At 65.4% G+C, this 21,622-nt stretch carries 18 protein-coding genes; 12 read left to right on the top strand and 6 right to left on the bottom strand.

Going from position 1 to position 21,622, the window contains the following annotated elements:
- Window positions 1–11 precede the first annotated feature (11 nt).
- The 4 genes from KBW95_RS02710 to KBW95_RS02695 form a co-directional block, all read right to left on the bottom strand.
- Window positions 12–434 (bottom strand): HIT family protein, encoded by a 423-nt coding sequence (locus KBW95_RS02710; protein WP_211527427.1) that lies wholly within the window; start codon window positions 432–434, stop codon window positions 12–14.
- Window positions 431–4,432 carry an FAD/FMN-binding oxidoreductase gene (locus KBW95_RS02705; protein WP_211524247.1) on the bottom strand — a complete coding sequence of 1,334 codons (4,002 nt, stop codon included), beginning with the start codon at window positions 4,430–4,432 and terminating at the stop codon, window positions 431–433. Before KBW95_RS02705 ends, KBW95_RS02710 begins: the two co-directional genes overlap by 4 nt.
- Window positions 4,433–4,653: 221 nt before the next feature.
- On the bottom strand, window positions 4,654–5,217 hold the full coding sequence (locus KBW95_RS02700) for a flavin reductase family protein (RefSeq protein ID WP_211524246.1): 564 nt from the start codon (window positions 5,215–5,217) through the stop codon (window positions 4,654–4,656).
- A 171-nt stretch (window positions 5,218–5,388) separates the two neighbouring features.
- On the bottom strand, window positions 5,389–5,892 hold the full coding sequence (locus tag KBW95_RS02695) for a YqaA family protein (protein WP_211524245.1): 504 nt from the start codon (window positions 5,890–5,892) through the stop codon (window positions 5,389–5,391).
- A gap of 111 nt (window positions 5,893–6,003) precedes the next feature.
- On the opposite strand from KBW95_RS02695, the gene ilvA reads away from it, so the two are divergent.
- The 5 genes from ilvA to rapZ all read left to right on the top strand — a co-directional run bounded on the left by ilvA (window position 6,004) and on the right by rapZ (window position 11,313).
- Complete coding sequence (ilvA, locus tag KBW95_RS02690) at window positions 6,004–7,629, top strand: threonine ammonia-lyase, biosynthetic (RefSeq protein ID WP_373888746.1); 1,626 nt, start codon at window positions 6,004–6,006, stop codon at window positions 7,627–7,629.
- A gap of 108 nt (window positions 7,630–7,737) precedes the next feature.
- Entirely contained in the window at window positions 7,738–8,565 is an 828-nt protein-coding gene (gene queF, locus KBW95_RS02685; RefSeq protein ID WP_211524243.1) for an NADPH-dependent 7-cyano-7-deazaguanine reductase QueF, read from the top strand.
- Window positions 8,566–8,930: 365 nt separating this feature from the next.
- Window positions 8,931–9,413, top strand: a complete 483-nt coding sequence (locus tag KBW95_RS02680; protein ID WP_211524242.1) for a PTS sugar transporter subunit IIA — start codon at window positions 8,931–8,933, stop codon at window positions 9,411–9,413.
- A 53-nt stretch (window positions 9,414–9,466) separates the two neighbouring features.
- On the top strand, window positions 9,467–10,402 hold the full coding sequence (hprK, locus tag KBW95_RS02675) for an HPr(Ser) kinase/phosphatase (protein ID WP_211524241.1): 936 nt from the start codon (window positions 9,467–9,469) through the stop codon (window positions 10,400–10,402).
- 32 nt (window positions 10,403–10,434) lie between these two features.
- The gene (rapZ, locus tag KBW95_RS02670) at window positions 10,435–11,313 is read left to right on the top strand and encodes an RNase adapter RapZ (protein ID WP_211524240.1); all 879 of its coding nucleotides are present in this window, start codon (window positions 10,435–10,437) and stop codon (window positions 11,311–11,313) included.
- Between the two features lie 123 nt (window positions 11,314–11,436).
- Here the strand turns inward: rapZ and KBW95_RS02665 are convergent, their stop codons facing one another.
- The gene (locus KBW95_RS02665) at window positions 11,437–12,522 is read right to left on the bottom strand and encodes an enoyl-CoA hydratase/isomerase family protein (RefSeq protein WP_211524239.1); all 1,086 of its coding nucleotides are present in this window, start codon (window positions 12,520–12,522) and stop codon (window positions 11,437–11,439) included.
- A 198-nt stretch (window positions 12,523–12,720) separates the two neighbouring features.
- Complete coding sequence (locus KBW95_RS02660; RefSeq protein ID WP_211527426.1) at window positions 12,721–13,206, bottom strand: hypothetical protein; 486 nt, start codon at window positions 13,204–13,206, stop codon at window positions 12,721–12,723.
- A 12-nt stretch (window positions 13,207–13,218) separates the two neighbouring features.
- Here KBW95_RS02660 and KBW95_RS02655 point away from each other — a divergent pair, with 12 nt between their 5' ends.
- The 7 genes from KBW95_RS02655 (at window position 13,219) to KBW95_RS02625 (ending at window position 21,580) form a co-directional block, all read left to right on the top strand.
- A complete protein-coding gene (locus KBW95_RS02655; RefSeq protein ID WP_211527425.1) occupies window positions 13,219–14,091 on the top strand; it encodes a toxin-activating lysine-acyltransferase in 873 nt (290 codons plus the stop codon).
- Window positions 14,084–15,832: a hypothetical protein gene (locus tag KBW95_RS02650; protein WP_211527424.1), complete on the top strand. Its 1,749-nt coding sequence runs from the start codon at window positions 14,084–14,086 to the stop codon at window positions 15,830–15,832. Before KBW95_RS02655 ends, KBW95_RS02650 begins: the two co-directional genes overlap by 8 nt.
- The gene (locus tag KBW95_RS02645; protein ID WP_211527423.1) at window positions 15,829–17,115 is read left to right on the top strand and encodes an HlyD family secretion protein; all 1,287 of its coding nucleotides are present in this window, start codon (window positions 15,829–15,831) and stop codon (window positions 17,113–17,115) included. Before KBW95_RS02650 ends, KBW95_RS02645 begins: the two co-directional genes overlap by 4 nt.
- Before the next feature lie 82 nt (window positions 17,116–17,197).
- Complete coding sequence (locus KBW95_RS02640) at window positions 17,198–17,590, top strand: hypothetical protein (RefSeq protein WP_211527422.1); 393 nt, start codon at window positions 17,198–17,200, stop codon at window positions 17,588–17,590.
- Window positions 17,591–17,690: 100 nt separating this feature from the next.
- Complete coding sequence (locus KBW95_RS02635) at window positions 17,691–18,098, top strand: hypothetical protein (protein ID WP_211524233.1); 408 nt, start codon at window positions 17,691–17,693, stop codon at window positions 18,096–18,098.
- An 84-nt stretch (window positions 18,099–18,182) separates the two neighbouring features.
- Window positions 18,183–19,445 carry a hypothetical protein gene (locus KBW95_RS02630; RefSeq protein ID WP_211527421.1) on the top strand — a complete coding sequence of 421 codons (1,263 nt, stop codon included), beginning with the start codon at window positions 18,183–18,185 and terminating at the stop codon, window positions 19,443–19,445.
- Entirely contained in the window at window positions 19,442–21,580 is a 2,139-nt protein-coding gene (locus tag KBW95_RS02625; RefSeq protein ID WP_211527420.1) for a peptidase domain-containing ABC transporter, read from the top strand. The genes KBW95_RS02630 and KBW95_RS02625 overlap by 4 nt, the downstream gene beginning before the upstream one ends.
- The last annotated feature ends 42 nt before the right edge of the window (window positions 21,581–21,622 follow it).

Genomic DNA, 21,622 nt, shown 5'->3' with positions numbered 1-21,622 from the left:
GATTTCCTGGATTACGTGAACCGGCGAAGGATAGCAGCTTCGAGCTTCGGCAGCAGCGCGCGGCGCGCCGCCAGCACGTCAAGCGGGGTCTCGCGCGCCGCCTGCGCCCACACCGGCGCCGGGAAATGCGCGTCGTCCGCATAGCGCGGAATCACATGCCAGTGCAGGTGCGGCACCACATTGCCCAGGCTGGCCACATTGAGCTTCAGCGGCTGCATCACTTCGCGCACCGCCTCTTCCAGCTGGAACACGGCTTCGTTGAGCAGCAGGCGGTCTTCCTGCGTCAGGTCGCTCATCTCGCGCACGTGCTCGTTCCAGATCACGCGGCAAAAGCCCGGATAGCTGGCGTCATCGACGACGATGACGCTGAACTTCGGCCCGCGCCAGACGACCGGTGCGGAGAGCTCGCACAGTTCGCAACCGGCCTGCTTCATACCAGCACCCTTTCGATACCGCCGTTGTTGGCGCGCGCCACGTAGTCGGGCAGCCAGTTCTCGCCGAGCAGGTGCCTGGCGATCTCCACCACGATGTAGTCGGCGGTGGTGCCGGCGTCGTCGTTGTAGCGCGACAGGCCCTGCAGGCAGGACGGGCAGGAGGTCAGGATCTTGACGTCGCCCTTGAAGCCGTCGGCGCGCAGCTTGTCGGCGCCCTTCTCCATCTCGGCTTCCTTGCGGAAGCGCACCTGGGTCGCGATGTCCGGACGGCTCACCGCGAAGGTGCCCGACTCGCCGCAGCAGCGGTCGTTCTTCTCGATCTGGACCTTGTCCGAGGTCGAGACCAGCGCGTTCACGGTCTTGAGCGAATCCTGCATCTTCATCGGCGTATGGCAGGGATCGTGGTACATGTAGCGCGTACCGGTGACGCCTTCCAGCTTGACGCCTTTCTCCAGCAAATACTCATGGATGTCCATGATGCGGCAGCCCGGGAAGATCTTCTCGAACTCGTAGGTCGCCAGCTGGTCATAGCAGGTGCCGCAGGACACGAGCACGGTCTTGATATCGAGGTAGTTCAGCGTGTTGGCCATGCGGTGGAACAGCACGCGGTTGTCCGTCATCATCTTGTCGGCCTTGTCGTACTGGCCGGCTCCCCGCTGGGGGTAACCGCAGCACAGGTAGCCCGGCGGCAGCACGGTCTGCACGCCCACTTCCCACAGCATCGCCTGGGTCGCCAGGCCCACTTGCGAGAACAGGCGCTCCGAACCGCAGCCCGGGAAGTAGAACACGGCTTCGGTGTCGGCCGTGGTCTTCTTCGGATTGCGGATGATCGGGATGACCTTGTCGTCCTCGATGTCGAGCAGCGCGCGCGCCGTCTTCTTGGGCAGGTTGCCCGGCATCTTCTTGTTGATGAAGTGGATCACCTGCTCGCGCACCGGGGTCTTGCCGGTAGTCGGCGGCGGCGCCTTGGTCTGCTCTTTCGCCAGGCCTTTCAACAGCCCTGCCCCAACCCGCTGGGCCTTGTAGCCCCAATCCACCATCGCCTTGCGGGTGGCGTTGATGGTGGTCGGGTCGGTCGCGTTCAGGAAGAACATGGCGGCGCGGTTGGCCGGCTTGAAGCTGCGCTTGTCCATCTTGCGCAGCAGGTTACGCATGTTCATCGAGACATCGCCGAAGTCGATGTTGACCGGGCACGGCGTCACGCACTTGTGACACACGGTGCAGTGGTCCGAGACATCCTCGAATTCTTCCCAGTGGCGGATCGAGACGCCGCGGCGGGTCTGCTCTTCGTAGAGGAAGGCTTCGATCAGCGCCGAGGTGGCGAGGATCTTGTCGCGCGGCGAGTACAGCAAATTCGATTGCGGCACGTGGGTGGTGCAGACCGGCTTGCATTTGCCGCAGCGCAGGCAGTCCTTGATGCTGTTGGCGATCTCGCCGATATCGCTCTGCTGCATGATGAGCGATTCGTGGCCCATCAGGCCGAAGGACGGGGTGTAGGCGTTGCGCAGGTCGGCGTGGGCGCCTTCCAGGTTCAGCAGCTTGCCCTTGTTGAAGCGGCCTTCCGGGTCGATGCGCAGCTTGTAGTCGCGGAAGTCGCCGATTTCTTCGTCCGTCAGGAATTCGAGCTTGGTGATGCCGATGCCGTGCTCGCCCGAGATCACGCCGTCCAGCGAACGGGCCAGCTTCATGATGCGCTCGACGGCCTTGTGCGCGTCCTGCAGCATCGCGTAGTCGTCCGAGTTGACCGGCAGGTTGGTGTGCACGTTGCCGTCGCCCGCGTGCATGTGCAGGGCCACGAACACGCGCGAGCGCAGCACGCGCTTGTGGATCGCGGTGCATTCGTCGAGGATGCACTTGTAGGCGGCGCCGTTGAAGATCTGGCGCAGCGGGGCGCGCAGCTCCTGCTTCCAGGATACGCGCACGCTATGGTCCTGGACCACGTCGAACAGGGTGGCGTCCGGCTGGTTGCCGATGCGCAGGTCGAGCGCACCGGTCAGGTGGCCCAGGCCCAGCTCGGCCAGCTCGCCGGTCACGTCGCGCAGTGGCGCGTCCAGATTCGCCAGGATGAAGGCCCAGCGCTTGCCGACCAGCTGCACCAGGGCTTGCGCCTGCTGCGGGCGGTCGCCCAGGATCTCGGCGCGGTCGACGGTGTCGCCGGTGGCGTCGTCGCTCTTCTCGATCGGCAGGTGCTCGTTGCTCAGGTACTGGTGCAGCTGTTCGGCGAGCTGCAGCTTGTTCTTGATCGACAGCTCGACGTTGATGCGCTCGATGCCGTCGGTGTACTCGCCCATGCGGTTCAGCGGGATGACGACGTCTTCGTTGATCTTGAAGGCGTTGGTGTGGCGCGCGATGGCCGCGGTGCGGGCGCGGTCGAGCCAGAATTTCTTGCGCGCTTCCGGGCTGACGGCGACGAAGCCTTCGCCGACGCGGGTGTTGGCGATGCGCACCACTTCCGAGGCGGCCAGCGCCACCGCGTTCTCGTCGTCGCCGACGATGTCGCCGAACAGCGCCATCTTGGGCAGCACGCCGCGCTTGGACTTGGTGGCATAGCCGACCGCGCGCAGGTAGCGCTCGTCCAGGTGTTCCAGGCCCGCCAGGCGCAGGGTCGCGAAGGCCGGGTCGCCGTTCTTCGGCAGGCTGTCCAGGTAATCCTTGATCTCGACGATCGACGGGATCGCGTCGCGCGCCTGGCCGAAGAATTCCAGCGCCACGGTGCGGGTGAACTTCGGCATCTTGTGCAGGATCCAGCGGCTCGACGTGATCAGGCCGTCGGTGCCTTCCTTCTGGATGCCCGGCAGGCCGGCCAGGAATTTATCGGTCACGTCCTTGCCCAGGCCTTCCTTGCGGAAGCGGCGGCCTTCGATGGTCAAGGTCTCGGTGCGGAAAGGCTCGCCCTTCGGGGCGCCTTTCGTGGATGGGTGGGTCCACTCGAGCTTGAAAGTGGCCACCGGCGCGTCGTGGATCTTGGACAGGTTGTGGTCCATGCGCGTGACTTCCAGCCAGTCGCCGTTGGGGTCGACCATGCGCCAGGACGCCAGGTTGTCGAGCGCGGTGCCCCACAGGACGGCCTTCTTGCCGCCCGCGTTCATGGCGATGTTGCCGCCGATGCAGGAAGCGTGGGCCGAGGTCGGGTCGACCGCGAACACGAAGCCGGCCTTTTCGGCCGCCTGCGAGACGCGCTGGGTGACCACGCCGGCGCCGGTGTGGATGGTCGCGTACTCGCGGTCCACGCCAGGCAGGCGGGTCATCTCGACCTCGCCCATGGCCAGCAGCTTTTCGGTGTTGATCACGGCCGACATCGGCGTCAGCGGAATCGCGCCGCCGGTATAGCCGGTGCCGCCGCCGCGCGGGATGATGGTCAGGCCCAGCTCGATACAGCCCTTGACCAGGCCGGCCATCTCTTCCTCGCTGTCCGGCAGCAGGACCAGGAAGGGGTACTCGACGCGCCAGTCGGTGGCGTCGGTGACGTGCGAGGTGCGGTGCATGCCGTCGAAGCGGATGTTGCGCTTGTCGGTGTAGGCGCCCAGCACGCGCGTGGCGCGCTTGCGCAGGTCGTACATGTCGCTGAATTCGCGGCCGAAATCGTCGACCGCCTTGCGTGCGGCGGCCAGGAGCTGCTCGACGGCGGCGCTGCGCGAGGCGCTGTCGCCGCCTTCCTGGGCGTCCACGGTCAGGCGGCGCTTGTCGACTTCGGCCAGGCGGTGATGCAAGGCTTCGATCAGCTTGGCCCGGCGCTTCGGGTTGTCCAGCATGTCGTCCTGCAGGTAGGGATTGCGGCGCACCACCCAGATGTCGCCCAGCACTTCGTACAGCATGCGTGCCGAGCGCCCGGTCTGGCGGGCGCCGCGCAGCGCGTCGAGCAGCTGCCACGACGACTCACCCAGCAGGCGGATCACGATTTCGCGATCGGAGAAAGAGGTGTAGTTGTACGGGATCTCGCGCAGGCGCGCGGGAGCATTGTCGGCGAGCAGGGTATGGATATGTGCGGGGGCGTTCATGGGGATACGGATCGACGTCGGACAGGCCCGAAGGATGATCATTCTAGCTTATTGCGCTGCACCACGCAGGGGACTGGCAAAGTTTGCTACAGACCGCCTTGGAATGAAATCTCGCCACGAAGCAATTCATGCAAACTTTATTTGCACAAATTACCTGTTCTTCGTCAAAGGTATGGGTGCGTGAGCAAAACGACATATCCCATACCGTCTGCACATGCCGGCTAGTCCTTGACCTCGAAGGCCTTGCCCGTCTCGAAAAAGTGCCCGCCGGCCACGTAATGGATGCTCTTGCGGCCGCCCTGCTCCGGGTTCCAGTGACCGTTGCCGAAGGCGGCCGGATCGGCCCAGGCGGCGACCACCTCGCCCAGGAACAGGTCGTAGGTGTCCTGGATGTGCGGTTCGGGGATGAGGCGGCATTCGAGCCAGGCGATGCAGCCTTCCAGGAGGGGCGCGGCGACCTGTTCGCCCTGGAAGGTGGCGGCGCCGTAGGCGGCGAACTTGTCGACCTCGCGGCCCGACACGGAACCGACGTCCACGGTCAGCTTCGCCAGCTCGCGCGTGGGGACGTTGAGGGCGAATTCGCCGGAGGCTTCGACCAGCTTGCGCGTGAGGGTGTTCTTGTCGATGACCACGGCGACCTTGGGCGGCTTGAAGTCGAGGGGCATGGACCAGGCGGCGGCCATGACGTTGTCCTTGCCGGCGTGGTGGCTGGAGACCAGGACGGTGGGGCCGTGGTTCAAGAGGCGGTAGGATTTTTCGAGGTCGATGGGGATGCGGTGGGTCATGGGGTTAGAAGCGGAATGAAGTAGCTGCCCGCATCCTACCCCACCCGTCGTTCCGGCGAAGGCCGGAACCCAAGTTTGCGTGCGTGGCTGCTCACGCAAACTTGGACGAAACAATGCCAGTGGCATTGTTTCGGCCTTCGCCGGGATGACGATGCATAGTTCGCGGCAGGCTTAACCGATGAGGCGTTCGAAGAACTCCCCCACCGTCTTCCAGAACCCGTTCGGGATATACAGCAGCACCGCCGTCATCGTCACATACCGCAAGAACTTGCCGATCGCCATGTACATCACGCTCGGCCAGAACGGCAAGTGCAGCCACCCCGCCAGCGTGCACAGCGGATCCCCCACCCCCGGCACCCAGGACAGCAGCATGGTCTTGGCGCCATACTTCTTGAGCCAGCCGAACCACCTGCTCTGGCGTTCCTTGGCGAAGGCCACCTTGGCGCGGTAGCCGACGAAGTAATCCACCGCCCCGCCCAGGGTATTGCCGACGGTGGCGACGAAGATCGCCGGCCAGAACATCGCCGGGTTGGCCTTCACCACCGCGAACACCGCCGGTTCCGAGCCCAGCGGCAACAGGGTGGCCGAGACGAAGCTGATGAGGAATACCGACGTCAGGCCCACGGTCGGCGCGGCGAGCACATTCAGGAGCCAGAGGACGGCGTTTTCGATCATCGATGGTGGTCTGGGACGATAGTGTTGAGCGTCCATTATAATGACCCTCACTTATCGTCACGACACGATACGACGAGCCTGCTATCCAGTGCTTCATGTCGTAGTGCGGTACTGCATGCCTCGGCTACCCTCCCGGCAAAACAGTTCGCGTCGTCCCGGACCGCCGGCGCCCCTGGCACTCATTACAGACATCCGACCATGACTACCGACTACCTCAAGAAAATCCTGACCGCCCGCGTCTACGACGTGGCCGAGGAAACGCCGCTGGAACTGGCGCCCACGCTGTCCCAGCGCATGGGCAACCGCATTTACTTCAAGCGCGAGGACATGCAGAGCGTGTTCAGCTTCAAGCTGCGCGGCGCCTACAACAAGATGGCCAACCTCTCGCCCGAGCAGCTCAAGCGCGGCGTGATCTGCGCCTCGGCCGGCAACCATGCCCAGGGCGTGGCCCTGTCGGCCTGCCGCCTCGGCTGCCGCGCCCTGATCGTGATGCCGACCACCACGCCGCAGGTGAAGATCGACGCCGTCAAGGCGCGCGGCGGCGCCAGCGTGGAAGTGGTGCTGCACGGCGACTCCTACACCGACGCCTACAACCACGCCCTGCTGCTGGAAAAGGAACAGCGCCTGACCTTCGTCCATCCCTTCGACGATCCGGACGTGATCGCCGGCCAGGGCACCATCGGCATGGAGATCCTGCGCCAGCACTCCGGCCCGATCCACGCGGTCTTCGTGGCCATCGGCGGCGGCGGCCTGGTCGCCGGCGTCGGCGCCTACATCAAGGCGGTACGCCCTGACATCAAGGTGATCGGCGTGCAGACCCTGGATTCGGATGCGATGGCGCGCAGCCTCAAGGCAGGCGAGCGCGTCACCCTGCCCGACGTCGGCCTGTTCTCGGACGGCACCGCGGTGCGCCTGGTGGGCGAGGAAACCTTCCGCGTGGCCAGGGAAGTGGTCGACGAAATCATCCTGGTCGACACCGACGCCATCTGCGCCGCGATCCAGGACGTGTTCCAGGACACCCGCAGCATCCTGGAGCCGGCCGGCGCGCTGGCCGTGGCCGGCGCCAAGGCCTATGTCGAGCGTTCGCAGATGGACCGCGAGCCGGTGAAAAACGAAACCCTGGTGGCCGTGGCCTGCGGCGCCAACATGAACTTCGACCGCCTGCGTTTCGTGGCCGAACGCGCCGAGCTGGGCGAATCGCGCGAAGCGGTGTTCGCGGTCACCATCCCGGAGCAGCGCGGCAGCTTCCGCCGCTTCTGCGCCCTGGTCGGTCCGCGCAATGTCACCGAATTCAACTACCGCATCAGCGACGCGCGCGAAGCCCATGTGTTCGTGGGCGTGCAGGTCGGCAGCCGCGGCGAATCCGGCCTGCTGGCGCGCACCTTCGAGGAACACGGCTTCAGCACCCTGGACCTCACCTACGACGAGCTGGCCAAGCTGCACATCCGCCACCTGGTCGGCGGCAAGAGCACGCTGGCGCACGACGAATTGCTGTACCGTTTCGAATTCCCCGAGCGTCCCGGCGCGCTGATGCGCTTCCTGGACAGCATGGCGCCGAACTGGAACATTTCGCTGTTCCACTACCGTAACCAGGGCGGCGATGTCGGCCGCATCCTGGTCGGCCTGCAGGTGCCGAAGGCGGAGATGGAAGAGTTCCGGCAATTCCTCGCCACGCTCGGTTACCGATACTGGGACGAGAGCGCCAATCCGGTGTATAAGTTGTTCCTGGGGTCCTGAGCGGCCCGACGCGGGCTGCGTTACCAGCGCGGCGCCGCACACGATTATTGAACGCGTCGGCAGCGGAGCTGCCGACCCTACGGGTGTCACAAGCACCCTGTCTTTTCTATGAATACTCCTGATCAATCGCCACTTGGCAAAACCGCTGCATATCAAAGCCAGTACGCGCCCGAGCTGCTGTTCCCGATCCCGCGCCAGCAAAAGCGCGAGGAACTGGGACTGTCGGGCACCCTGCCCTTCTTCGGGGTCGACATCTGGAACGCCTACGAGCTGTCCTGGCTGAACATGCGCGGCAAGCCGCAGGTGGCCATCGCCACCTTCAGCGCGCCGGCCGACTCGCCCAACATCGTCGAGTCCAAGTCTTTCAAGCTCTACCTGAATTCCTTCAACCAGACCCGCCTGGCCAACACCGACGCCCTGCTGGCGCTGCTGCGCGAAGACCTGTCGAACGCCTTCGGCGCCACGGTCCACGTCGCGCTCACCACGCCGGACGCCTTCGGCAGCCTGAAAATGGGCGAGTTCGAGGGCACCCTGCTCGACCGCCTGGATGTCGAGATCGACGCCTATGTGCCTTCGCCGCACCTGCTCAGCGCGAACCATGAGGAAGCGCCGGTCGAGGAGACCCTGGTCTCGCACCTGCTCAAGTCGAATTGCCTGGTCACCGGCCAGCCGGACTGGGGCACCGTGCAAATCCATTACGTGGGACCGCAGATCGACCAGGAAGGCCTGCTGAAATACCTGATCGGCTTCCGCGAGCACAACGAATTCCACGAGCAGTGCGTGGAGCGCATCTTCATGGATGTACTGCGTCAGTGCAAGCCGACCAAGCTGGCGGTCTATGCCCGCTATACCCGGCGCGGCGGCCTGGACATCAATCCCTGGCGCGCGAATTTCAGCACCGGCAAGCCGTCCAACCTGCGCACGGCGCGCCAGTAAACGCCAGTAAGCGATGGACATGAAGGATAGATGTACGATTTTGGCCACAGTCGTGGCCGAATCGACATCATCCGGAACGATGGAAAATGATCTTTTTAGCACTGCCCGATTTTTGAGCAGAACGTGTTCAAAAGTCGGTGGAACGCGGCACGGGCATACGTTCGCTGGCCCTGCAGCTGGATTTCGTTAAGGAAATTGCGTTCCAAAATAGCTGAGAAATAAGACGGAAAGACCCCTGTTTCGTCGTGTGTCAGACGGGCGTTCGGCAAGGCCTAGATACGGACGCGAAATCGAATGTCATGGCTGTGAAACAGGCCTATAATGCGTGCTCGCAAGCACACCACTTGTGCATCGCACCATACGTTATGACGAACCTTAGCAAAATCCTCTCGCTCGACAACGTGCAGCTCGACCTCGAAGTATCGAGCAAAAAGCGTGCTTTCGAGCAAGCCGGCCTGATCTTCGAGAACAACTGCGGCATCGCCCGTTCGACCGTCTCGGACAACCTGTTCGCGCGCGAGCGCCTCGGTTCGACCGGCCTGGGCCATGGGGTCGCCGTGCCGCACGGCCGCATCAAGGGCAGCAAGAGCCTGAAGTCGCCGCTGGCCGCCTTCGTGCGCCTGAAGGAGCCGATTCCCTTCGAATCGCCCGACGGCCAGCCGGTCAGCCTGCTGTTCTTCCTCCTGATCCCGGACCACGTCACCCAGCAGCACCTGGAGATCCTGTCCGAGATCGCCGAGCTGTTCTCCGACGAAGCGGTGCGCACGGCGCTGGCCACGGATACCGACCCGAAATCGGTCCACGAGCGCATCATCAACTGGCAGCCAAGCCTGCAAGCTCTCGGCTAAGCTATACTGCGACTGCCGCGCGGCAATTTGGCTGCGCCTTTCCAGAAAACGCCATGCTGCAATCTCCGCTGACCATCCAACGGCTGTACGACGACAATCGCGATAGTCTCCAGCTGGGCTGGTTTGCAGGCTTTCCCGGCGGCGAGCGCCAGATCGCGGGCGACGCCGCTTCGGCCGCCGACCAGGTCGGCCACCTGAACCTGATCCACCCGGGCCGTATCCAGGTCTTCGGGCACCAGGAACTGAATTACTACACCCGCCTCAAGTCCAGTTCGCGCACCCACGTGATCGGCGAACTGATCGGCGGCGGTCCGCCGGCCCTGATCATCGCCCAGGGCCTGGAAACCCCGCCCGACATCCTCGCCATCTGCGACGAGCAGAACATTCCGCTGTTCTCGACCCCGCTGCCGGCGGCCCAGGTGATCGACTTCCTGCGCGTCTACCTGTCCAAGAAGCTGGCCCAGCGCGTGATCATGCACGGCGTGTTCATGGACGTGCTGGGCGTGGGCGTCCTGATCACCGGCGACTCCGGCCTGGGCAAGAGCGAGCTGGGCCTGGAACTGATTTCGCGCTCGCACGGCCTGGTGGCCGACGATGCGGTGGAGTTCTCGCGCATCGCTCCCAACATGATCGAGGGCCGCTGCCCGCCGCTGCTGCAGAACCTGCTGGAAGTGCGCGGCCTGGGCCTGCTCGACATCAAGGCGATCTTCGGCGAGACCGCGGTGCGGCGCAAGATGCGCCTCAAGCTGATCGTCCACCTGGTCAAGCGCGGCGCGCTCGACGAAGAGGTGGAGCGCCTGCCCTTCCACTTCCCGACCGAGGACGTGCTCGGCCTGCCGATCCGCAAGGTCGTGATTCCCGTCGCGGCCGGCCGCAACATCGCGGTGCTGCTCGAGGCCGCCGTGCGCAACACCATCCTCCAGCTGCGCGGCATCGACACCCTGCAGGAGTTCATGGAGCGCCAGCGCCAGGCCATGAGCGGCGACTGACAGAACGGCAAGGCTTGCGGTATCATCGGGCCATGCACATCGTCCTCATTACTGGCATCTCCGGATCGGGCAAATCGGTTGCCCTCAACGTATTGGAAGACGCAGGCTACTACTGCGTCGACAACCTGCCGCCTGCGCTGCTGCCGGCCCTGGTCGCCGCGGTGAACGAGACCGGCACCGGCAAGGTCGGGGTCGCGGTCGATGCGCGCAGCGCCGAGTCGCTGGTGGAACTGCCAGTGAGCGTGCGCCGCCTGCGCGAGGAAGGCCATTCGGTCACGGTGATGTTCCTGACCTCGAGCACCCATTCGCTGGTGGCGCGCTTCTCCGAGACCCGCCGCAGCCATCCGCTGTCGCACGAGCTGCGCCCGGGCGAAAACCCGGCTTCGCGCCGCACCCTGATCGAATGCATCGCCGAAGAGCGCGAGCGCCTGTCGGCGATCGAGAACCTGGGCCATGTGATCGACACCTCGGAACTGTCGGCCAACAAGCTGCGCGCCTGGATCAAGGAGCTGGCCGAGGTCGACCACGCGCCGCTGACTTTGTTCTTCGAATCCTTCGCCTTCAAGGTGGGGGTGCCGCTGGATGCCGACTTCGTGTTCGATGTGCGGGCGATTCCGAATCCGTATTACGACCTGGCGCTGCGGCCCTTGACCGGCCGCGACGCGCCGGTGATCGCCTTCCTCGACGCGCAGCCGAGCGCGGCGGAGATGCTGGAGGATATCCGGGCTTTCGTGGAGAAGTGGCTGCCGTCGTTCAAGACGGATAACCGCAGCTACCTGACCGTGGCCGTGGGCTGCACCGGCGGGCAGCACCGCTCGGTGTACATGGCCGAAAGGCTGGGGGCGTATTTCGGAGCGACCGAGCGGGTGATCGTCAGGCATCGGGAGCAGCCGAAGAATCTGACGGCGTAAGCTGTCTGTGCTCTCCCCCCTCACTTAGTACCCGCTACCCCAGCACGTCGTAGGCGCCAGTGGCGCGTACGACGTGCTGGTGGTGCGGGCCGAACGATGCTGTATTGCCCCCTAGAGGCAGTCTTACTTCAAATGCCTTAACGGATGCGCAACCGCCGGCCACGCCGGCACGAAGAAGCGCTCCACCATCTCCGGCGTCACCTCTTCCAAAGTCGCCGGATTCCACTTGGGCGCATTGTCCTTGTCGATCACCAGCGCACGCACGCCTTCCAGCACCTCGCCGTGCTCGAAATTGCGGCGCACCAGGTTGCGCTCCATGCGCAGGCAATCCGCCACATCCATCGCCGCCCCGCGCGCCAGCAGCTCGCGCGTCACGCACATCATCAAGGGCGAGCGCAGCCGCATCGCCTTGAGCGCCTTTTGCGCGAACGGGCTCTCGTCACGTTCCAGCGATGCCATCACCGCCGCCACCGAAGCCGCGCCGAAATGCGCATCGATCACCCCGCGCTGCGCCTGCAGCTCGCTTGCGCCTGCCTGGCCGGCGAACTGCGCCGCGAATGCGCGGATCGCCGCCGGCAGTTCCTTGCCCGGCGTGGTCTCGATGATCTGGTTCAGCCCCGCCAGCCCGGCGCCCGGCACGAACACGTCCGCCAGTCCCACATAGAGGGCATCGGCCGCGCCCACGGTCAGCCCGGTCAGGCCGAGGTAGTTGCCCAGCTGCCCAGGCGCATGCGACAGGAAGTGGCTGCCGCCCACATCCGGGAACAGGCCGATGTTCACCTCGGGCATGGCCATCTTGGTGCGGTCGGTCACGATGCGCAGGCCGCAGTCCGGGCCGCCCTGGGCGATACCCATGCCGCCGCCCATCACCACACCGTCCATGATGGCGATATAGGGCTTCGGATAGAAATGGATCAGGTGGTTGAGCGCGTATTCCTCGGTGAAGAAGTCTTCCAGCAGCGCGCTGCCGCCCATCGGGGTCGCATGGCCCACGTCATGGAAGAAGCGGATGTCGCCGCCTGCGCACAGCGCTTTTTCGCTGGTGCTGGTGATGACCACCGCATCGACCGCGCTGTCGTCCTGCCAGTCCAGCAGGATGGCGGTCATGGCGCGGACCATCTCGAGCGACAGGGAGTTCAGGGCCTTCGGGCGATCGAGGGTAATGATGCCGGTACGGTTGGCGACGCGGGTCAGGACATGGTCGGTCATGGCGTGTTCTGTGATCGAAAAGATATCTATTCTACAGAACTCGAATCGCGATAGAAACATCGGCAGGGGCAAGCTTTCCCCATCGCTTTCTGCCGCTATCGACTCGCGCCGCTTTTATTTATGCGCATTACATCCGATATTTTAATTATTCAATATGGATTACCCAATGCGGATTATCTCCCGGCGATATTCGCTTTCCTACGGCAAGCAATAAAAGTAGTCAAACTTCGCGAAATGAAAAGCACCATCGAATATATCCAATTCGCATGCGCCGAGTTCATTCATTCTGCATAATAACTGGCGTTCTTTTAATTTTACTACAAAGATGCATATATGATTTCCAATCAAAGTAACAACCTGGCAAGGTTGACGGGAAATCATTAAAGATCGGCTGAACAAGCGGGTTAACGCTTTAGAATCTGGCCCGCCGGGATATTGACGGACAGGCAGCACGATGTCGCGCAGCGCCCCCGGAATGCGGTGAGGTAGTTTTATTACCCGCTTTAAATAAATAATACAGCCGTAGTAAAACAAGAAGCCGTCTTGATGAGTATTGCCGTCATTGAAGAATTGCTCGCTCGCCTGCATTTCCCGGGCGACCCTCAGTCCAGAAAAGAATTGGCGCTCGGCCTTGCCGTTCGCTATTTCAATGGACAATGGGGCGGCATTCCTGCCGGGGTTCATTTGAACCGGCTGATGGCGGCAATCGAAAACAGCCAATACTGCTTTTTCACCGACGCTGTCGGACGTACGGTGGGCTTCGTCAGCTGGGCAATGGTGAGCCCGGCGCTCAGCCAGTCGCTGCTCCGTTCCGGCCCGGCCGCGCTCGCGCCTGCCGACTGGCGCAGCGGCGACGAGCTGTGGGTGATCGATTTCAGCGCCGTCAACGGCAGCCTGCGCCACATCCTCGCGGCGCTGCGCGACCACCTGTTCGCACAAGCGCAGAGCGCCACCTATTTCCGCTACAAGGGCCGCACCCGACTGGTGAAGCAGGTGTCGCGCCACGACCGCACCAGCTTTTTCGCTTCGCCCGGCACCCCGCCCTGCGCCCGGGGTCCCCTGACGCCGCGCGACGAGGTATTGCACGGACGCCTGCCGAACCTCGTGCGCGCCGGCGAAACCGGCGCCAGCCTGACCGCCTTGCGCTTCGCCCCGGTCCACATGCAGGCGCCGCTGTCGGCGACCCTGCACCTGGTCGGCGAATCGCTGGCCTTGCGCCAGCTGCGCCTGTACCGCACGGAAGACGGCGCCCCCGCAGGCCTGCTGGCCTGGGCATGGCTGTCCGAACGAACGATCGCCCGTATCGCGCAAGCGCCGCTGCATCAGCTCAATACCGCGGAATGGAACGAAGGCGGCATCCTGTGCCTGTGGCTGGCCTCGGTATCGGCGCCGGTATTCGACGCCATGGAGGCCGACATCCACACCGGCCTTTTTCCCGAGGAGCGGCGGATCTTGCTCTATGTGCCGGCAAGCCAGCACGGGCCGGCCCATGTCGTCGACATGGATCGCAGCAGCCAGTCCGCCCGCGGCACACGCTGGCTGCGGCAGGCGGGGGCCGGCCATGCGTGATCTCCAGTCTGCCGAAAGCCATCCGCCGATGCCGGACGTCTCCTGTCTCGGCGCAGCCGGCAGCCGCTGGCTGTTCGGCGAAGGCAGCCACCACGTACCGGTCAGGCTGCGCCGCATCGAGAACGCGCGGATCCTTTGGCTGAACCTCGGCGCAGCCGAGGCGGATCCGCAGTTTGCCGCCTGCGGCGGCGATGCCGCGCGCTACGAGGAGCATCTGTTGTCCGCGTGCGCCTACCTGGTGGACGAGGAAGCCTGGACCAGCGGCGCGGAAACGACGGGCCATGCGGACCGCTATGGCGGCCTCGGCATCGGCGCCAACGGCGGCAGCGGACGCGCCGTCGTCGTCAACGGCTACCTGGTGAAGGGTTGCGGACGCACGCCGCTGGTGAGCGCCCTCACCGATCCGGCCCACGCCTCTGGCGGCGCCTACCTCGAAGAATCGGTCAGGGAAGTCATCTACGGCGAAATCGTGCGCGCCGAGTTTCCCCATTCCGCGATCCCGGCCCTGGCGATCATCGACACCGGGCTGGTCCAGGAATGGCAGGAATCCGCCGGCCCCAAGCTCGAGCGCCGCACCTTGCTCGTACGGCCCTGCTTCGTCCGTCCCGCGCACTTCCAGCGCGCCACGGCCTTCCACTCCGGCTACCCGAAAGAAGGGATGTTCGACACCCTGCGCGTGGCCGCATGCTTCGCCCGCACCGGCGCCGCCTGGGGCGCGCAGACGCTGGCGGCACTCTACGAGCGCCTGTGGGTGAACTGGGCGCAGCAACTCGCGTATTCCTTCGTCCACCGCCTGCCGCACGGCAGCAACACCGTGTCCAACATCGCCCTGGACGGCAAACTGCTCGATTTCGGCGCCACCTCGGCGGTGCCCTCGTGGGCCAATGTGGCGACCATGCTGGCGTCCCTGCCTTTCAGCCGGCATTTCGCCACCCTGCCCGACGCGCTGCGCGCGAGCGCCTATTTCTTCGGGCGCTACCTGGATCCCGTCTTCGCCACCGAGGAACGCATCGCCATGCTGGCCGAACGCGCGCGGTCGGCCTATCGCCAGACCCTGGCCGGCGAAGCGCTGCGGCTGTGCGGCGTCCCGCGCGAGGCGGCGCAGGCGGCGGCATGCGGCCCTGACGGCGCCCTGCTCTGGTCGACCGTGGCCGCCCTGATCGGCTACTTCCAGTGCGAGCGCATCGACATGGTCCACGCAAGCCCGCAGCCGGCCCTGGCATGGGACCTGGCGGCGGTGTGGGACGAGGCGCCGCCCGCGCACCTGCTTGCGCTGCGCGCGCTGCTCGACGACCTGGTCGCGCCGGCGCAGCGCGCGGCCGCCGCGCGCCAATGCGCCAGGCTCTGCGCCGACCGCACCGGCCTGTATCGCGAAGCCGCCAAGCGCGCGATCTTCCGCGCGGTGGATCCTTCGCATGCCGGCGAGGCCCCCGATCCCGTGCACATCGGCCGCTTCATCCGGGAGCAGATTGCCGGCGGACGGCGCGACCACCGCATCGAACTCGCGCATGCGGCCACGGTCGGCTTCGCGGCCGGCGCCGATGGCGCATGGATCATCGCACGCTGCGACCACGGCGGCGGCTTGTTCGCAGTGCGCGAATCGGCAGGCGATACGCAGCGTTTGCCGATACGCCGGCTCACGGCGTACACGATCGAATTCGCCGATCCCGCCCTACCGGTGCTGGAAGCGGCCGTGCGCATCGCGGCCCCGTTCGCCGATCTGCCGGAGGCATCGGCATGAGCCTGCTCTTCAGGAAAGAAGCCCTGGAGGCGAAGAACGACTCCCTGCTCGGCAGCATCCGGGTCGGCCGCCGGCTCGACTTCTCCCTGATGACCGGGATCTCGCTGGCGCTGGGCGCTGGGCTGATCGCCTTCTGCACCTTCGGCGAAATCACGCGCAAGGCGCATGTCTCCGGCGTCCTGGTGCCGGCTGCGGGCGCCTTGCAGGTGATCGCGGCGAGCTCGGGGACGATCGTCGACCTGCCGGTACAGGAAGGCCAGCAGGTCCGGCAAGGCGCCGTGCTTGCCACGCTGGGCATGGACCGCTCGACCGGGCAAGGCGACACGGTGGAGCTGGTGCTGCAGAACATCGACTCGCGCGCCGCCGCGCTGGAGGCGGAGCGCCGCAGCCGCGCCATGCTGGGGCAACAGCGCCAGGAAGCCCTGGCCGCCAGGGTGCGCAGCCTCGCCGCCCAAGTGCAGCGGAGCAAAGACGAAGTGGACCTGGCGCGCCAGCGCGTGGACCTGGCCGAACAGGGCCTGCAGCGCTTCACGCGCCTGGCCGGTTCCGGCTTCGTCTCCGGCATGCAGGCCCAGCAAAAGCAGGAGGAATTCCTCGACACCAAGGCGCGCCAGCACAGCGCCGAACGCAACCGCGATGAGCTGCTCAGCCAGCTCGACGCCTTCACGGCGGAACAGCGGCAGGCGGAACTGCAACTGAACACCGAGCTGGGCGAAGTCGAGCGCGGCCTGGCCGCCCTGCGCCAGGAGCGCATCGAAACCGAAGCCAGGCGCCGGCTCGTGATCCGCGCCACGCGCGACGGCGTCGTCTCGGGGCTGACCATCAAGCCCGGCCAGGCCATCAATGCCGGACAGACGCTGGGCGTGCTGCTGCCGACCGACCACCAGGGCGACGTGCACCTGCAGGCGCAGTTGTACGCGCCCAGCAGGACCCGGGGCTTCGTGCAGCCCGGACAGACAGTATGGCTGCGCTACGCGGCCTTCCCGTACCAGAAATTCGGCATGGCGCAGGGAAAGGTCAGCCGCATCAGCAGTTCGCCGATCGCACCGCAGGACTTGCCGGCGGGGCAGGCGCAGGCCTTGCTGGCGGGCGCGCAGGCGAACGAGCCCTTGTACCGGATCGAAGTACGTCTCAAGGAGCAAAGCGTGGACGCCTATGGAAAGCGGTATCCGCTGGTGGCGGGCATGGCGCTCGAGGGGGACGTGGTGCAGGACCGGCGCAGGGTGTGGGAGCTCGTGCTCGACCCGCTCCTGGCGGCCCGCGCCAGACATGGGACCTTGTAGGCCGCGGCGAAGTGCGCGGCCGAACGGACGGTCCGGCAAGGGGCTGGACCGATCAATCGCAGTAATCATCGAAGGAGACTAGATGCGAATCTTGCAGCAAAGTGAAGTGGCAAGCGTGGCCGGCGGCCTGATGGCCGAGCCGACCATGGACCCGAATTTCAGCGGCCGCTACGGCTGCCCGGACGGCTACTCGGGCGTGACGCTGTACACCACCACCGTCACCCAGTCCTACCCCTCCGGCAGCACCACGAGCGGCATGGGCACCGGCTCGACCACGGCCACCATGCCGGCGCCGAAGGTCGAGACCAGCACCCGCTACGAGTGCCTGCCGCCGGTAAATTCCGGCTCGACCAGCGGCAGCGGTTCCACCGGCAGCGGTTCGACCGGCAGCGGTTCGACCAGCTCCAGCGGCGACAGCAGCAGCAGTGCTTCCGACCAGAGCGAAGACGACGAAGGCGTGTGCATGGTGCCTTGAGCGCACCAGTGACGCCCCCGAGATTTCGCCCCTGCCATGCAGGGATGCGAAAGCAAGTGCCGGCAAGGTCCGGCGATTTTTAGTTTGATTGGAGATTCAAATGCGTGTCTTAGAAAAACAAGAAGTTACCGTGGTTTATGGCGGCCTGATGATGGCAGCCGATGGCGATTCCGGCGGCAGCACCGGCTCGACCAGCACCAGCAGCGGCAGCAGCACCGCCTTCCCGAACTATTGCCCACCGGGCTATGCCGGCACGACCACCATGACCCAGTCGACCACCACGACCGGCTTCAGCACCTCGGGCACCATCAGCGCGACCGGTCCGGTCCCGGGCGCGAGCGGCACCCTGAACTCGCCGACCACCTCCACGACCACGACCTACACCCAGCAGTGCCTGCCGGTTTCGTCGGGTTCGTCGGGCTCCACCAGCTCCTCGTCGTCGCCGAGCACCTCGAGCTCGAGCAGCTCGGACAAGCCGGAAGATGACGAAATGTCCTGCAAGCCGTAATCTGCTGCGCTAAGCGTCTGAACTAGCATCACCGGCACGACAGGGCCGGCCACGCCGTCCCTGTCGTGCCATACCAGCTTTACAATGACCTATTTTTGCCTTGCCATGCCCGGATTCCGCCGTCTTCGCCATTTGCTCATTTGCTCGGCTGCCTGGATCGCCGCCCCCGGCATCGCCGCGCCGCTTCCCCCGGCCAGCCGTATCGATATTCCGGTGGCGCTCGACCAGGGCGCCTCCATCACGATCGAGGTCGCGTGGCCGGAGAACCGCACGCCGCGGGCGCTCGTGGTCGTCGTACCGGGCTCCGGTGGCGTAGCGGATCCTTACCTGGGCTCCGAATTGAAGCGGGCCGCCTACGACCCGGACAGCCGCGGCGGCACGACGGCAAGCCTGCTGGCCGCGGGCTATGCCGTCGCCTACTACGGCCAGCGTGGCTACGCCTTGCCGCGCACATGCATCCGCGGCGATACGCCGGCGGCACGCGCGGCTTCCTTCGTGCAGCACTGCGTCGACTACCGGCTGCGTGCCGGCGTCAGCCTCTCGTCGATCACCGCCGACACCGGCCGCGTGTTCACCGCGCTGCGGGAACATCCACGCACCGGGAAGCTGCGGCAGATCGCCCTGCCGTTCTCGGAAGGCATGCATCACGTCAGCGTCCTCGCCGGGCAAGGCGCGATCCAGCCGGCGGGCATCGTCTCGATCGGCGGGCCGCAGGTGCCGGTCTCCCACGTCGCCTGGTACCAGACCAGCCGCGAGCACTTTGCCGCGCTTGCCAGGAAGGCCTTCGCCCGCTGTCCGTACAAGCAGCTGACGGTGGAAAAGATCTTCAGCTGCGCCGGCAGCCCAGGCACGCCGCCGCAGCTCGACAGGATGCGGGAATTCGCGGGCGGCGAAGTGCTCAGCCGCGATTTTCTCCCGCTACGCCAGCAAATGTTCCGCGACATCTACCGGCTGGGCCTCCATGACAAGGTACTGCCGGAGAACGCCATCCTGTCGGCCAGCTTCGAGGGACACCCGATGCCGGTGGGATGGAATCTTCGCTACGCCCAGGAGCAACAAAACGCGAACAAGACCACCTTGGAACAACTGGGCCCCTACACCGGCAAGGTGATCTACCTGTTTGGCGCGCAGGACTATTTCTTCCCCCTGCCCGCGCCGGGGCCCTGCCGCGTCGAGGGCGCCAAGACCTCCGCGCCGGCCGATTGCAGCGTCAAGCTGGTGGACGGCGTCAGCCACGGCCTGGAAGACGCCGGCGGATTTCCGCCCGGCGCGGTGCTGGATGAAGTGGTTCGCGCGCTCGACGATGTCAACGCGGCTGCCGCGCGGCCTGAAGGACAAGTCCGATGACACCCAAGCTGCAAACCCAGGCGGCCGAGTGCGGCCTGGTTTGCCTGGCGATGATCGCCACGGCGCACGGCCAGCACTGGGACCTGAACGACCTGCGCCGCCGTTTTCCCCTGTCGCTCAAAGGGGCCACGCTCGAGAGCATCATCGCGTATTCGGCCGAGCTGGGCCTGGCCGCACGCCCCCTGCGCCTCGACCTGGACGAACTGCGGGAACTCGCCCTTCCCTGCATCCTGCATTGGGACCTGAATCACTTCGTGGTGCTGGAAAAGGTCTCGCGTGCGGACATCACCATCCTCGACCCGGCGGTGGGCCGGCGGCGCGTGGCCATGGCCGACGTGTCGCGCCACTTCACCGGTGTCGCCCTGGAGCTCACGCCCACCGTCGAATTCGAGGAACAGCCGCCCAAGCCGCGCCTGAGCCTGTCGAGGCTGACCGGGCAGGTGTCGGGCGTGTGGCGCTCGCTGGCGCAGATCTTCGCGCTCGCGCTGGTGCTCGAGCTGTTCGCGATCACCGGGCCGATCCTCAACCAGCTGGTGCTCGACAACGTCCTGACCTCCGGCGACCTGGACCTGCTCGACGTCCTGATCGCCGGCTTCGCGCTGCTGCTCCTGGTCCAGACCTTCATCGCGCTGGTGCGCTCCTGGATGGTCATGGTGCTGGGGCAGACCGTCGGCCTGCAATGGGTCGGCAACGTCTTCGCGCACATGGTGAAGCTGCCCGCGGACTACTTTGAGAAGCGCCACCTGGGCGACATCACCTCGCGCTTCTCCGCCGTCGGCGCGATCCAGCGCACCCTCACCACCTCGGTCGTGGAAGCCATGCTCGACGGGCTCATGGCGATCACCTCGCTGGTCATGATGTTCGTGTATGCGCCGGTGCTGGCCGTGCCGGTCCTGATTTCCTGCGCCGCCTACGCACTGATGCGCCGGCTCAGCTACCAGCCCTACCGCAACGCGGCGGCCGAGCGCATGGTGCTGTCCGCGAAAGAGAACACCCATTTCATCGAAACCATCCGCTCGATCGTCCCGCTCAAACTGTACGGCCGCGAGGACGAGCGCCGGGCGCGCTGGCAGAACCTGATCGTCGAAGTGCAGAACCGCGATATCAAGACCGCGCGCATGAACATCTGGTACGCCTGCGCCAACACCCTCATCTTCGGGATCGAGAACCTGGTGATCTTCTGGCTCGGTGCGCGCATGGTGATCCACGGCCAGACCGGCGTGGCGGGCGGGATCTCGGTCGGCATGCTGTTCGCCTTCCTCAGCTACAAGGGCCAGTTCACCGGCCGGGTCGCGGGCCTGATCAATTACACCGTGCAGCTGCGCATGCTCAGCCTGCACACCGAGCGCCTGGGCGACATCGTCCTGACGGAACGCGAACGCGACACCGAGGACGGCAACATTCCCTACAACGACCTCGAACACCTGGAGCCGTCGATCGAACTGCGCAACGTCAGCTTCCGCTATGCGACGGGCGAGCCCTGGGTACTCAAGGACGTCAACCTGACCATCCGCTCCGGGGAAAGCGTGGCCATCACCGGGCCCTCGGGCGCGGGCAAGACGACCCTGCTCAAGATCGCGCTCGGCCTGCAGCAGCCGACCGAGGGCGAGGTGCGCTACGGCGGCATTCCGATTCGCCAGCTCGGCCTGGCGAACGTGCGCAAGAAGATCGGCACCGTCATGCAGGACGACGCGCTGCTGTCGGGCAGCCTCACCGACAACGTGACCTTCTTCGATACGCTGCCGGACCGGGAGCGCGTCGAGCAGTGCGCCAGGCTCGCCAACCTGCACGAGGAGATCGTCAGGATGCCGATGGGTTTCCACACCCTGGTGGGCGACCTGGGCACCGGCCTGTCGGGAGGACAGAAGCAGCGCCTGCTGCTGGCGCGGGCGCTGTACAAGCAGCCGAAGATCCTCGCGCTCGACGAGGCCACCAGCCATCTCGACGTCGACAACGAAAAGCTGATCACGGAAGCGCTCAAGCGCATGGACGTGACGCGCATGATCATCGCGCACCGCCCGGAGACGATCAAGGGCGCGCAGCGCATCATCAAGATCAAGGACGGCGCTGTGATCGAGATGATGCAATCGGTCGATCCTGGCCGCCGCATCGAAGAAGCGCAAGCCGTGTCGTAGGCCGCATGGCCTGCGCAAGACAGACTTTCAAGACTCCCCTCG

The organism is Massilia sp. ZL223 (assembly GCF_018119395.1).
In the GTDB taxonomy this organism is placed as follows: Bacteria; Pseudomonadota; Gammaproteobacteria; order Burkholderiales; family Burkholderiaceae_D; genus Telluria.
Note: the sequence above shows the minus strand (reverse complement) of the source record. Positions and strands in the feature narration are given on the sequence as shown.